This window comes from Pseudomonas monsensis (assembly GCF_014268495.2).
GTDB lineage: Bacteria > Pseudomonadota > Gammaproteobacteria > Pseudomonadales > Pseudomonadaceae > Aquipseudomonas > Aquipseudomonas monsensis.
Genome location: NZ_CP077087.1, coordinates 53,238 through 66,561, shown reverse-complemented (window position 1 = coordinate 66,561; position 13,324 = coordinate 53,238). Strand labels below are relative to the sequence as shown.

Genomic DNA, 13,324 nt, shown 5'->3' with positions numbered 1-13,324 from the left:
TAATTATGAATAGAAGACAGCCGTTTATTACCGAGACTTATTACAAGAACCTTGTCGGATTTTATGATTCATCGGAATCATATTGGAGTTCACATGGCTTGGAAGAGGATTCTCCTGGTCAGGAAGCATCTTTGAAGGCTTTTGAGGTCAAACAGGATTCGCTCAAGGCGTTGATAATCAGGTATACGGCCGGTGAGCCTGTTTCAGAGCTTTATGAACCGCTTGAAAGGGTCGTTCGGAGTTTCGAGATATATCAAAAGGCGTTGGCTGATTATGAAGGTGTTTCAAATATATCGCCTCTCAATCTCGAAGACTCTCCAGGCGATTTTGAAGAGTTTGTCCAAGTGGCCAGCCTTTGTATCCTGTTGCATCGCAATGATTTATTGGTCAGATTTGTACATTTGACCGATGCGGCGGGCTTTGATAGTGAAGATACGCTATACGAAGACTTATTGCGTAAGAATCTGCCAGGACGGGCTGATATAGATGAGTGGTTTCATCCAGTATATACGCAGCTGATAAGGTCAATTTATGCTTCCAGTAAGGACGGGGCATCTAAACTTTTAAATGAATATTGCTGTCAGTGGTATGAAACTTTCGGTGAACTCCAAACGAACTGGCATGACACCCATTTAAGTATCGATGGTGATGATGGTAGTTACTTTGGGTATTGGGCATTTGAAGCGGGTGCTATAGCCTTTCTGTATGGGATCGATGATAGCAAAATAGACCATATGGTTTATCCGAAGGACTTGGTTGAGTATGCTAGAAACTATACCGGTTCGAGCATCTTGCAGATTGGTCGAGTTGACTCGGGGCAGCCATGTACTAAACAAGGTTATTGGTTTACTCCTGCACAAGCTAACTCCCGCCGATACTTCAAGCAGGGCGAAATTATGCCGAATGTAGATGATTCGCGATGGGGCGATACGATTTGGTATTGGTCAGGGGAGTAGAGGTTTAATAAATTAAATGGGCACAGACCACTTTTCAGTAATTTTCAAAAAACGTGGTCTGTCCCCGGTTTCCCCTCAAGCATATTCTTCTAGATTATCCGAGAAAAAGTGATACACAGCGATTAACATTTGACTGGCGTAGAAACAGTCAGAAAGAGCCAGCCCTTGACCAAAATGGTCAAGTTATTATGATTCCGCAACCCCCGCCGCACCCACCGAAAGTCAAGAAAAAGTTTTATTTGGTGACGCATAACATTGATGTGCCATTAGTGCACCAAAAGCCATGAGGTATATAAATGAAAAAATTTCTAGCGGTGTTTTTATTCTGCTTTCCAGTCTATGCTTATTGTGAGATTAAATCAGAGTCGCTCTGTTTTGTGTCTGTGCCTGATGGGAAAATAAAATACGAGCTACGAACTTATTCTGATGATTCTACTGATTGGCGCGGAGGGTTTGTTAAATATAAACAATCAAAGCAGCCGATATCATTGGTTTTGAGCAACATCGAACGGGAGGTATTGGATCCTCAAGCAGCGGTGCAGTTGACGCGGACATGGTCCGAAGTGTTGGACGGTAAAGTAACAGGTGAATATGAAATGGTTAGCCAGGGTGGGATTATAGTTTCAATGGTATATAGAAAAGCGAATGGTAAGGAGTACTCGTTCAGGTTTGATCCAACAGTCGACGCTTCCGAAGATGGCGGGTGTGACTGGAAATAATTTTCGGAAGCTAATGCGACAAGTTTATTAATTTTGAAGGACAAGGGGGCGGATTTATTTTCTAATCCGTCCCACGGACACCTCTTACTTTTTCGCTTCCTGCCTCGTAGCAATCAACTCCTCCAGATGATCTAGCGCACGCTCTACCATGAGCTGCGCACCGTCGGCGATTCGGCTAAGGGCGAGGGCAACTGAGCGGTTCGAGCCCTCGACATCGTCCGCTAATTTGGCGGCGATGGCGCTGATGGACAGCATGTCTTCGGAGGCGTTGGCCAGGAGGGCTTCCGGGTCAATGCCGGTGGAGATGGTGAAGAGTCTGCCTTTGCGCCGTTTGGATGGATTGTCGTGGGTAGGTGGGAAGTAATGGGCGAAGGCGCGGTCGGCGGCTTCTTTGTCGAGCGTCGCAGTGTCGAGGGATTCTTCGGCGGGGGTGCCAGTATTTCTGGTGGGTTTGGCGTTACTTTGAACATAGATACACCCGATATGAGTATTTATAGGGACTGACACTCGTTCGCTTGCATTCGAATGAAGGTGGCAGCTGTACGCAGGTGTGCAAGACCGGGCATATCGGACCCGGCAGACCCCAGAGGGACCTCCCGCGCACAGCCGCCATAAATCGTCATAGCGAGCATTTGAAAGCTCGAAACTCTGGCTAGGCGTTTGTGCGGCGATATGTACCGGACTTGCACGTCCGTGTCACCGTTTTTTGCGGTGACAAATCAAGGTTAGCGGCGAACAGAGAGGTCGGATAGTTCATGGAGGGCTCGGCGTCTTGCGGGAAATGTCCGACGAACATGACAGCCGTTTAGCGGGAGACCGAAAGATCGTGACTTCTGTTTAAGTAGTCGCGACACAAAGAGGATCGGTCTGACAACAACGGCCTATCCACGTAACCGACGCCTACCGATGACAGATTTTTTGCTGGAGAAAGTCGGGATTGGAACAGCAGTGAACCCGACTCTCATAAGGAAATGAACATGTGAAATGGGGACAGACCACATTTTAGGCAATACGATCACTGGAACCATAGTTTATGGTTCCGGTCAAGTTCAAGGTGCCGTTAGGACTGGTCGTCACACATTCATTATGGAGAATTGATATGAGATTTTTTTTGTTGCTTGCATTTTTTGCGGCTACGGTCAACGCTGCCCCTATAGATGTATGTGCTCCGGCAGATGGTGCTAAATATTTTTTATCCCAGTGGACGGAAGGTGTACGTGATTTTGATTTGCTTTCTCGAATTGAAGATGAAAAATTTTCAATTGAGGAAGGAAAGGTTGTCACTAGTGAAGATATCAATGGTGACGGAGTGAAAGATTTTATTTTTCTTTCATATTCAAGTGCCGGGTCGAGCGGTGATTTTATTTATGAATTTCTAATTCAATGTCGTGGCTTTTTAAGAAACGTTGGTGGTGAGTATTTTGCTGATGTGAAGGTTCTCGATACTCATCCAAAAGATAGTCTATTTAGAGATATTAAAATCTACTCTTATAACAGGGATAAGCAAGATCAAATTATGCACAGGGATGGTAAGCCACTAACAACCTCTCACATTTGGCATTTTAACCCGGAAACTAAGCTGTATGAAGGTGAGTCACGGTAGCGCATAGAGAAAATGGACTGTTGTATTCTATGTAAATAGTTTGTGTGAAATGGGGACAGACCACGTTTTAAAAATGATCCGAAAAAACGTGGTCTGTCCCCATTTTTAGTCAAAAACAAACTGCTGGGAATTGCCGACTCTAATGACATACCAAAAATGACTCGACGTATTAGGGATGACGGTTCTTTAGTCGGGACCGATGCTGCTCACCCTTGGCCGGCTGCCGCGAACTTCTCGGCTCGTGAATAATGATAAATAATCTTCCAAGATTTTACTGAGGTCATTTGAATGATTCGCCCAATGGTGTTTTTGTTATCCATTTATAGTGGCGCTGCTTATTCGGCTTCAACTGAGCATAGCCTGATATGTAAAGAAGCTGATCAGAATGCCGATCAAGCTAGCTTGACTCTTTCTTTTGAAGGGGGAGTCTTCTCTCTTGATAATGCTGATCGCGGATGTCGGTCAGATTATGTTGCTAGAGAAGTGGCGGGGACCGAAAATATAGCAATTATATTTTCTTATCCAACCAGTGATGATATGGGTCTAAACGCTCAGGTTATGATTTTTTCTGCTGTAGCTAAAGGTGGAAAGGCCACATATATCGGAGACATTCCTGCTAGTGCTTCGGAGTTGGAGGATGGTACCTATAAAGATATTCAACAGTCCGGTGATTCAATTTACGAAAACGTTTACCGTATTGAAAGTACAAAAGTTGTGACTTTGATTCCAGGTAAAGAGCTGATCATTTCTGGCGAGCAATGTGTTTATAAGGAAGCGGGTAGCACTGTCTGTCAAAGGATGAAAGGCACCTTCAAAAAACCTGTGTGCGTCCTCAATAATGGTGAGCGCAAGGTCCTCGCGGATGCGAAGGAGTGCATGGACATGAGAGAAAGTCTTTGAGGAAAAGGGAACTGAGGAAAAGGGGACGGATTTATTTGTTGCGCTCGACCGCTTTGAATTTGGTTGAGAACTTAAATAGGTCTGGCCCGCTTGTCGGTTCTCACTCTATCTTCTGTCGCAGGCCCGTTCAGAATTGAACGGATCACTGAGTTTTTTTACGGACGCCAAGGAATGCAGATTTTCAGATTCAGCCTCATTTTTTTACTTTCAATACTGCCGCCTGTGGTCTTGGCTGAGGGCACGATGATTGCCACCATCCTTCAGGCCGACTTTTCCAAGGACCCGGAAGTCCGGTTGCTTGTCAGAGTCGTCGATGTGGGTGGCGGTTCGGATACCCCTTCCATGGCGGTTCGTAATCAATGCCTGGAGAGGAAGGTGTCCGCAGAACGTCCTGGGCCGGATCCGTGCTTTTCGATAGAGATCACTGAGAGCAAAAAGCAACGGGCCATTGTTCGGCAAACGCTATTGAATGATCCTCAGCGCACAACCGACCCTATCTATTTGGAAATTGTTTATCGCTCGGAGGTCAGCGAGAGCGATCCGACGAATCACCATCAGCGATTCGCCACACTGAAGATCGAAGAAAACGGCCTCTACAATTGGAACAATGAAAGCGAACAGGCATTGGCGGACGTTGAGTGGTTTCCCTCGGGAAATGGTGTTCTTGATCTGATGGTTCCTGACGCGGATGCATTGTTGAACTCTGTATATCGGGATCGTATGAGTCGGCTGGACGAAAGCGGTCAGAAAGCACTGAGGGAAACTCAAAGAGCCTGGATGAAATTTCGAGATGCGGAGTGCCAGTCCGACCCGAAATCGAGTAAATCAGTTTTCGGTGAGTGGTCCGATGCCTGCCTAATTCGCGCGACGATAGAGCGTGCTCGCCATTTGGCTTTGGCACCGGACAAGAGCAGACGTTGAAACGGACAAGTCGGAGCATTGGGGCGAAAGCGTCGACTTGGATGAGCATGAACAAAATTATCTTCTCTTTTTTGCGCTATTTCCTTTACGTGTGAAAGGGGACGGATTTATTTGTTGCGCCAAAATTCTTTGATTTTGAGGCGCAGCGTAAACGTATCCGTTTCGATGGTGGGAAAATTTCTTTGAAGGCTGATTCAATGAAAAATTTACATTCGCTCCTCTGCTTTTTATCGTTAACCTTTTTGCTATTCAGTTCTGCCGCATTTTCTGCGAGTTTCGACTGTCGCAAAGCTTCGACGGAAGTAGAAAGAAAAATTTGTAGTTCTCCTTCTTTGTCCGCAATGGACGAAAAACTCAGTGAGGTCTTCAAACCGATAAAACATCGGCGGGCCTTGCAAATAATCGAAAGTGACTGGCTTGAGTCAGAGCGTAATTCCTGTGAGTCAGTGGAGTGTTTAGAGGGCGCTTATATTCAGCAGATAAACTTTCTCACACCGGTTTCTATCGCGCCTAGGCCGGAACAGAAAGATATTAAGTTAATGTTGGGTGATAAACCCTACACACAGTTTGAGCGCTCATGGAAGGTCATTGATTTAGCAGGGCTTCCCAATGAAAAAGGGGCTGTCGAACGATTTTTGATCTCAGCTGAAACAATTTCAGGCATGTTGCATGTCATCGTGTTTGAGGGGCATTTTGATGCGGCGATGATTGCGTACCGGGGTAATCTATATGAGTACGTTGATCGCAACGACAGGCCGGTATTGCACACGATTGCGAAAAATATCGGTTTTGATGGTGCTCTGAGTTTGGGTTCAAACGACGAAGGGAAAAGGTTTGCGGGAATCTTTGATGGGGCGTTTTACTATCGACAGCAGCTCTCTAAGAATCAGCTGCGGGGGATGGTTTATAAGCTCGGTTCAAAATCTCCGCCAGTGGAAAGCAGTTTGCTGTTCCAGCAGTGGCCAAATACTGATGAAAATGCTGTTAGTGGTTTGACATTCGGCTGGGGTGGTGAGTATGGAAAATTGCAAGCGTACTACTCGCACACCTCAGGGTATGAAACGATAGCGCAGGCTGGTCGGCCCGAGGCCGGTTGGAATATATATGCTCCGATTTGGAGCAAGTCACGGCCGACGTTTTATTTCAAGAATGGTGATGAAACTATTTGGCGTGCCAATGTTGCGGATAAGACGTTAACAAAAATTGCGAAGGCTAGTGATGAAGGAATGATCCAGAATCCTACCCCTGTCGATATTAATGGGCGCGAAGCAGTCGTTTATCTGAATGAATCTACTCTGAAAATGGCTATCTCCCTTGAAGAATAAGCACGACTTAAAAATACACTTTCGCAAAATATTGTTGGAATTTGCCTTGAGTAAATATCTTATTCCGGTGCTGCCCGCCGTGCTGATTGGTGGTTTATCTCTGTTGGGGGGGCATGCATTTGCTGACGATGCATGTGCCAATATCACTACGAACTCGCAGAGTGAAAGATGTTCTGTGAGTGCCAAGGCTGCAGCAGATACGCAGTTGAATACCAGTTATCAAGAACTGATGGTTCGGCTCGAGGGTGGGTACCAAACTGATCCAGTTCTTGCTGCGAACCAAAAGGCAACGGTTCAGGAGGCTCAACGCGCCTGGATCAAGCTGCGCGATACCGATTGTCTGGTCGATGCGTTGGAGACGAAACCGGGCTCTTCGGCGCATGTGGCAGCGGTGAACAATTGCATCGCCAGTATGAGTCGTGACCGTTCAGTGTTTTTGGACAATATCGCGTCCGATACCGGGAGTGGCCCGACAATTGGACGTGGCTCGTGTCCTACGCAAGACTTTGCACAGTTTCTTCCAGCATTCTCCGCTAATGTCGAATCGCAGAAGCGACTAACTGCGCAGGCCGTGAAGCTATTGGTGTTGAAGGGGACGTCGGATATAGGACGGATAGTGACTCACGTCACTGCAGTGGTGGGGCGCGACATGGCGTTTCCCTTAATGGCTGCGGTGCCAGATGGGAAAGTCGAAGGAATAGAGATCGAGAAGGTGGATGACCGCCACGTTAACGTTGTGGATAAACGCGCCGGCAACAGCAATATCAAGATTTTCAACTTTTCGCGGAAGTCCTGCTGGACGCTTGATGGGGTTGAGGACTGGTCGATTCCTGATAAAGAGCTTTCTGTAGCCAGTACGCGGAAAATGAGTCGTGCGGAGAATTTCTGTTGGCAGCGCGGACAAGGATTTGCTGGCTTGGGCGGCCTTGAGCAATACCGACTGACAGGAGAACTTTTTGAGGCAACTTTGGAAAATTACCTGTGCGCGGCCGCTTCAGGTGATCCTATATCTAGTTCGGCTGCGGCCGGGCTGAGTCTGTCGGGTATGGCCCCGCAATTGGAATACGGCAAAGTTGAGGCTCTTTTCAAAGCAGCAGCCGTTGATTCGCCGAGCGGTGCTGAGTCGTTGGCTGGCTTCTATTGTTTTGGCAATGAATTGGCCGGTTCAGGACCCTGCCAGCGCCCGCTGGACGTTGAAAAAGAGTTGATTCGTGCTACCACCATGGGATCAACGCACGCATTCGTTTCGTTAGGCGATTATTGGAAAAGCGGCGATCTAGGAAAGAAAGATACTCCTCGCGCCTTGGCCTGTTATCAGCTTGCTGCCGACAAAGGTAACGACTCGGGCATCAATGCGATTAAGCGACTTCAGTCCGAAGTGGCCGAACCGATAGTGGCCAGCAGCTGCTTTTAGTGCGGTTAAGTGAAGAAGGGCGTTTATAGCGCCCGACGCCTTTTCACCTCGATGTGATCAAACGCGTTCCGCCACCATGGCTAACGCGTTTTCATATGCGCTGAGCCAGAATCCGCAGCGCTTGAACGTTTAATACTTGAGCATCTGACGACTGCGATTTTCCTTTAAACTCCCCACCCCCAAGGAATGCGCTCAGGACACGGAATGCCAGCCCCCTCGAACTCCCTTCGCCCCGCGTTAGTGCTCTGGCTATACGCCGCTGCAATCGTGCACATTCTCGCCGGTCTCACCCTGACCTGGGCCGGGCATTCCGGATTACTCGACGGCTATCTGCACAATCTCGAACTCGCATTCTGGGGCGCCGACCCGGTGCCCGCCGCCGGCCACGAACAACAAGTCTGGTGGCTCGCGCTGTTCGGCGCGACGCTGCAAAGTTATTCGTTGTACATGCTCGCGCTGGTGCACTTGGGCAATCGCTTGAAAGCCCCGGCAGTGTGGGGATGGTTGATCGCCGGCATCCTGTTATGGGCGCCGCAGGACATGTGGCTCTCGGCGCAACAACAGGTCTGGTCGCATCTGTGGCTCGATGGTTTTGCGTTGCTGGTGTTGTTGCCACCGCTATTCTGGCTCTATCGCAATGACCGTAGAAAATCCCCTTCAGTAAAGACTCCGAGCCAATCCAACCCGTTTGCCGGTGGCGCTTTCAAACGCGTGCTGATCACCGGCGGCACCGGGTTTATCGGTGAAGCCTTGGTCAACCAACTGCTCGACGCCGGCCACTCGGTCAGCGTACTGACGCGCGATCCGTTGAACGCGGCCAATCTATTCAACGGCCGCGTCCGCTGCGTGCATTCGCTCAGCGAACTCAGTCACGACGAATCCTTCGACGTAGTGATCAATCTCGCCGGCGCCCCCGTCGCCGGCCCACGCTGGAGTCCCAAGCGTCAGGCCCAACTGCTCGCCAGTCGAGTCGGCACCACCGAAGCGCTGATGACCTGGCTGAAGAACACCAAGCACAAACCCACGCTATGGATTCAAGCCTCAGCCATCGGCTTCTACGGCGTGCGCGATGCCAGCGAAAACCTCGACGAATACGCCAGCAAGGGCGACGGCTTCATGGCCGAACTCTGCGCACGTTGGGAAGCCGCCGCGCAACCGGCCACTGAGTTTGGCGTGCGTCAGGTGGTGCTGCGTCTCGGTGTGGTCTTCGGCCCGGGCGGTGCGTTGACGCCGTTGCTGATTCCGTTTCGCCTGGGCTTCGGCGGACGCATGGGCGATGGTCGCCAGATCATGAGCTGGGTGCATCGCGACGATGTGCTTCAGGTGATCGCGCGGGCTTTCAACGACGACAGTTTGTGCGGCACCTACAACATGGTCGCGCCCGAAACGGTCAGTCAGGCAGCGTTCGCCGAGCAGGCCGGCAAGGTCCTCAAGCGTCCGGTGTGGTTGCACATTCCCGCCGCGCCAGTGCGTGCAATGGCGGGGGAGATGGCGCAGTTGTTCTTCGACGGTCAGCGCGTGGTGCCGCAGCGTTTGACCGAGGCTGGCTACACATTCCGTTATCCAACCCTCGACGCTGCTCTGCGCGATCTGACCTGAGGATCGTCCATGAGCAAGCCCTTGATGTATCTGCTGGCCGGCAACGGCAGCGCCGCCGATTGGTGGGATGACGCGCTGCCGCACTTTCAGCGCTACGACGTGGTGCCGCTGGAGTTGCCGGGCTTCGGCGCCAATCCGCAGCCGCCCTGCGAGGATCTCGCGGACTACGCGCAGACTTTGCTGGCGATGACGCAGCAGGGCAGCGCGATCATGGCGGTCGGGGTCAATGCGTTGCTGGTGCTGCACGCGTTGCAACGGCGGCCGGGACACTTTTCTCGCAGTGTTTTGCTTGCGCCGGTCGGAGCGTTTTTGTGGCAGCGGCGCTTGCCGGCACTGATGTCGCCGCTGCCGATCCGCAAGACCATCCACTGGCTGCTGTCGAACAAGCCCACGCTGTTCGCGCGCAAGTTTTCCAACCAGACCTGGACACCCGCGCAGTACCAGCGCATGGGCGCCGGCTATGCGCGCTGCCGTGCGTTTGTGCCGCATTGGGATCTGATCCGCGCCGATACCGCGTTGCCACTGCTGGAGTGGATCACCGATCCGGTCGAGTTGGTCTGGGGCGATCAAGATGCGGTGCTCGGCATCGAGCAAGCGGCGGCATGGTCGGCGATTCTCGCCCGCGCTGATCTGACCATCAACCTGAAACCCGGTTGGGGTCATTACCCGTGGATCGACTCGCCCGCGCAGTTCGCGCAGTGGCTGGAGTCGGGCGAGCGCGGGTTTGTCGCGCACACCAAGGGTGGGCGGTTGCGCCTGGCTGAACTGGCGCGGCAAGCGGTGCCGGCGGCGCTGACAGTCAGCGATTGCACCGACTCGCGTCTGCCGGCATTTCTCGCTGGCCAACCTGATGTGACCTGGGCGGTGCGCTCCTCCAGTTATGGCGAGGATCAGGCCGATTCGGCGAATGCCGGTTTGAGCACGACCTATCTGCGCGAGCCGTCCGCCAATGTGCCGAAACGTATCGCCGAACTGACGGCCGAAGGCGTCGAGGAAGTGGTGGTGCAGCGCTTCATCACGCCGGTCGTTTCCGGGATCGCTTTTGTGCGACATCTCTCGGTAGAGCTGGAGTGGGTTGAAGGCCATCTCGAATCGCTGGCCGACGGTCACGTCAGCCCCTCACGGGCAACGCTTTCGCGGCTCGGCGATGCGTGGCGCAGCGGCACGTTGACGCCGTCCCACGGTTTGACCGAAGACCTGCTCTGGCGCTTTCTGCAAGACGTGTTGCGCGTGTTTCACTACGTGCCCGGCGACGTCGAATGGGCTTGGGACGGCGCGCAACTGTGGCTGCTGCAATACCGGCCGATCAGCGATTACGGCTGGCGCCGCCACCTGACCGCCGCCAATATCGCCGAGATCCTGCCGCCGCAACCGAGCGTGCTGGTGGAATACGCCCAACGCCGCGCGGCAGCGAGTATCCCGGCGATCATGGCGCGCTGGGATGCTCGAGTGTTGCAGGACAATGAGCCGTTCACCGCCGTGTTCGGCGGCGCGTCCTACATCAACAATGACCTGTTCCTCGCAAGGCTGGCCGACTGGGGCATCAGCGCCGATAACTACGCCGGTGAAGTCGGCGGCGCGACGCCGCATCTGCCGTGGCAACCGCTGAAGATGCTGCGTTCGTTGCCGCTGTTCCTGCGTATGCAGCGCATTGCCCGAGGTCATCTGCTGACGCTTGAGCGTGGTTTGCAGCGTTTCGATCAGGAGTTGACCGACCTCGTCGCCCAGGGTGCCGACGGCCAACAACTGGCTGACTGGTTCACCCGGTTTTATGTGTTCGTGGTGCAAGGCAATCTGTGCATCGCCACGGCGCTGGCCAGCAGCGGCGGCGATTGGCTGGGGCGCCCGCCGACCGCTTACGACAATCTTGAAAACAGCCCCCATCGACTGCCATGGGAAACCGATCCGGCCACGCCTCGGCCCGCGTCGAGCGAACTACCGTTACAGGCATTCCCTCAATGGTCACGGCTAATCCGCCTCGCCAACGCGACCAGCCTGCCGGGCCTTCGCGGCTACTACCTGCAAGTACGCGAGTGGTATCGCGACAATCTGATGCGCATCTTCTTCCGCCTGCACCACGCCATGCCGCTGGCGGATCGCGAACATTGGTTTGCACCGCACCCCGATGTGCGCACCCGCGATGGCAGCTTTTGGCAGGACGGTCGCGAAGGTGCGGAGCAGGCGACCGGGTTCATGATTTATCCGGGGCAGGTGCAAGGCATCCTCGGCGCCGACATCTTGCTCGAAGACACCCTCGATCCGGGGCGGCACGCGCATTACCAAACCGCGCGGGCGGTGATTGCGCGGATGGGCGGGAGGTTGTCGCATGGCTCGACGTTGTTGCGCGAATTGCGCAAACCGTCGGCGGTGATGCCGCAGGTGGATCCGGAGTGGGTGGGGTGTGAGGTGTTGTATCGGGATGGTGAGTTGGAATTGATCAATTCGAAGGATATGAAGTGAAACGATTGCTGGTGTTATGTGTGAGCTGGTTGCCGATAGCAGTTATGGCGGCAGATGTTTGCAATCAGGAAGCTGACTCAAAATATTTCTTATCGCAATGGTCGCAGAGCAGTGAACATCCGGAAGACATACTTTCCAGTCTCGATGGAAAAGAGTTTTCTATCGATCCGGGCCACGTGGTTTTTAGCGGCGATCTAAATGGCGATGGCATCCAAGACTTCATCTTCAATTCCCGCGTCGGCATTGGCTCATCAATGGATAGCACATTCGCCTTCCTGATCCAGTGCCGTGGTTATTTGAGGTATTCGGGCGGCGGTTATTTCGCCGGGGTCAAAGTTCTGGACGGCCCAGCCAAGGGGGGAGGTGAGTTCAAGGACATCGAGATCTACTCCTACATCAGGGACAAGCGCGGGCGGATTCGCTACAAGGGTGAAAAGGCCATGACCCGGCCACATCTGTGGCAATTCGACCCGCAGACACAGCGTTACGAAGGGCAGGCTGAGTAAGCCGACGGTCCCCACGGCATTTACGGAGTTACTACGTGAAAGGATTTTCGATTGTTCTCGGCAGCTTGATATTAGCTGCCGCGTCCATGGCATTCGCTGCCGATCCAACCTTCAAGGATTACACCGTCACGCCAGTTTTCACCGGCCCCAACCATAAATTGGTACCGCAAGAAAACAGCAGTCCAATAATGGATCAGGCACGGGTGCAAGCCCTGAAAGGCAAGGTCAACTTCGCCGGCCATTACATCCTGCACAGGCTCGGTTGTGGCGGTAGCGCGATTTGCGGCGAAGTGCTGGACGCCCAGACCGGTGAAGTGGTTGGCGGTCTGCCGAATGCCTACGACGGCAGCACGTTCGGCATGGTTTACCAACCCGACAGCCGATTGATCATCGTCTCCGGCATCACGCTCGACGGTGAAGAGGACGTCCAAGGGAACGCGTTGGATAGCGGTAACCGGGATCGTTACTACGAGTTTGTGAACAATGAGTTTCGGCTGCTGAGCATGACCGACGTGGAATCGTCGCCGATGGATGAGGAGTGAGTGGATGAACTGGTTTTTCATTCGGCCTGTGCTGATTGCGCTTTCGCTTTTACCTCATTCACTGCCCGCGACTGCCAGTGAAGGGAGTTGCTACGGCTACCTTACTGAGCTTGTCAGGAGCAGCGATTTTCCGTTTCGTTATGTCGGCAAGGACAAGGTCAACCTGCTGATCGACGAGGACGACGGCGAAGTGGTGCGCGCTCAGCTGTTTTTCGACACCGACGGCACCGGAACAATCGGCTGGATCAAATACACCCCGGCTACTCACGAATTGCTCAACACCTCGGCCGAGCTGGATGAACCGGTGGCGTTGTCATTCGACGCTAAGTTTGCGGACGGCTATGTAAAGTGCCTGACAAAACAAAAGGCCAGCTAACGG

At 52.7% G+C, this 13,324-nt stretch carries 12 protein-coding genes and 1 pseudogene; 12 read left to right on the top strand and 1 reads right to left on the bottom strand.

All coding sequences use genetic code 11. From position 1 onward, the window contains the following. Positions 1-5: 5 nt before the first annotated feature. Entirely contained in the window at positions 6-956 is a 951-nt protein-coding gene (locus HV782_RS00325; RefSeq protein WP_186743928.1) for a PoNe immunity protein domain-containing protein, read from the top strand. A 296-nt stretch (positions 957-1,252) separates the two neighbouring features. Beyond that, a complete protein-coding gene (locus tag HV782_RS00320; protein WP_186743930.1) occupies positions 1,253-1,675 on the top strand; it encodes a hypothetical protein in 423 nt (140 codons plus the stop codon). A gap of 84 nt (positions 1,676-1,759) precedes the next feature. Here the strand turns inward: HV782_RS00320 and HV782_RS00315 are convergent. Beyond that, a pseudogene (locus HV782_RS00315) lies at positions 1,760-2,145 on the bottom strand (DUF6124 family protein). 629 nt (positions 2,146-2,774) lie between these two features. Here HV782_RS00315 and HV782_RS00310 point away from each other — a divergent pair. From HV782_RS00310 to HV782_RS00265, 10 genes are all read left to right on the top strand, one after another. After that, complete coding sequence (locus HV782_RS00310) at positions 2,775-3,278, top strand: hypothetical protein (protein ID WP_225931045.1); 504 nt, start codon at positions 2,775-2,777, stop codon at positions 3,276-3,278. A gap of 288 nt (positions 3,279-3,566) precedes the next feature. After that, entirely contained in the window at positions 3,567-4,178 is a 612-nt protein-coding gene (locus HV782_RS00305; RefSeq protein ID WP_186743934.1) for a hypothetical protein, read from the top strand. Positions 4,179-4,349: 171 nt separating this feature from the next. After that, positions 4,350-5,099: a lysozyme inhibitor LprI family protein gene (locus tag HV782_RS00300; protein WP_225931044.1), complete on the top strand. Its 750-nt coding sequence runs from the start codon at positions 4,350-4,352 to the stop codon at positions 5,097-5,099. Between the two features lie 197 nt (positions 5,100-5,296). Next, positions 5,297-6,424: a lysozyme inhibitor LprI family protein gene (locus HV782_RS00295; RefSeq protein ID WP_186743936.1), complete on the top strand. Its 1,128-nt coding sequence runs from the start codon at positions 5,297-5,299 to the stop codon at positions 6,422-6,424. A gap of 46 nt (positions 6,425-6,470) precedes the next feature. Further along, positions 6,471-7,838 (top strand): lysozyme inhibitor LprI family protein, encoded by a 1,368-nt coding sequence (locus HV782_RS00290; protein ID WP_186744119.1) that lies wholly within the window; start codon positions 6,471-6,473, stop codon positions 7,836-7,838. Between the two features lie 204 nt (positions 7,839-8,042). Then, positions 8,043-9,437 carry a TIGR01777 family oxidoreductase gene (locus HV782_RS00285; protein ID WP_186743938.1) on the top strand — a complete coding sequence of 465 codons (1,395 nt, stop codon included), beginning with the start codon at positions 8,043-8,045 and terminating at the stop codon, positions 9,435-9,437. Between the two features lie 9 nt (positions 9,438-9,446). Beyond that, positions 9,447-11,897, top strand: a complete 2,451-nt coding sequence (locus HV782_RS00280; RefSeq protein WP_186743940.1) for an alpha/beta fold hydrolase — start codon at positions 9,447-9,449, stop codon at positions 11,895-11,897. Continuing rightward, a complete protein-coding gene (locus HV782_RS00275) occupies positions 11,894-12,403 on the top strand; it encodes a hypothetical protein (RefSeq protein ID WP_150694271.1) in 510 nt (169 codons plus the stop codon). The genes HV782_RS00280 and HV782_RS00275 overlap by 4 nt, the downstream gene beginning before the upstream one ends. Positions 12,404-12,489: 86 nt before the next feature. After that, the gene (locus tag HV782_RS00270; RefSeq protein WP_186744121.1) at positions 12,490-12,945 is read left to right on the top strand and encodes a hypothetical protein; all 456 of its coding nucleotides are present in this window, start codon (positions 12,490-12,492) and stop codon (positions 12,943-12,945) included. A gap of 4 nt (positions 12,946-12,949) precedes the next feature. Continuing rightward, a complete protein-coding gene (locus tag HV782_RS00265) occupies positions 12,950-13,321 on the top strand; it encodes a hypothetical protein (RefSeq protein WP_128614430.1) in 372 nt (123 codons plus the stop codon). The last annotated feature ends 3 nt before the right edge of the window (positions 13,322-13,324 follow it).

Bases quoted from the DNA above. Each gene is read 5' to 3' on its own strand.
- HV782_RS00305 (WP_186743934.1), top strand. From the start codon at position 3,567: ATGATTCGCCCAATGGTGTTTTTGTTATCCATTTATAGTGGCGCTGCT.
- HV782_RS00265 (WP_128614430.1), top strand. From the start codon at position 12,950: ATGAACTGGTTTTTCATTCGGCCTGTGCTGATTGCGCTTTCGCTTTTA.
- HV782_RS00295 (WP_186743936.1), top strand. From the start codon at position 5,297: ATGAAAAATTTACATTCGCTCCTCTGCTTTTTATCGTTAACCTTTTTG.
- HV782_RS00325 (WP_186743928.1), top strand. From the start codon at position 6: ATGAATAGAAGACAGCCGTTTATTACCGAGACTTATTACAAGAACCTT.
- HV782_RS00270 (WP_186744121.1), top strand. From the start codon at position 12,490: ATGGCATTCGCTGCCGATCCAACCTTCAAGGATTACACCGTCACGCCA.
- HV782_RS00300 (WP_225931044.1), top strand. From the start codon at position 4,350: ATGCAGATTTTCAGATTCAGCCTCATTTTTTTACTTTCAATACTGCCG.
- HV782_RS00320 (WP_186743930.1), top strand. From the start codon at position 1,253: ATGAAAAAATTTCTAGCGGTGTTTTTATTCTGCTTTCCAGTCTATGCT.
- HV782_RS00285 (WP_186743938.1), top strand. From the start codon at position 8,043: ATGCCAGCCCCCTCGAACTCCCTTCGCCCCGCGTTAGTGCTCTGGCTA.
- HV782_RS00310 (WP_225931045.1), top strand. From the start codon at position 2,775: ATGAGATTTTTTTTGTTGCTTGCATTTTTTGCGGCTACGGTCAACGCT.
- HV782_RS00280 (WP_186743940.1), top strand. From the start codon at position 9,447: ATGAGCAAGCCCTTGATGTATCTGCTGGCCGGCAACGGCAGCGCCGCC.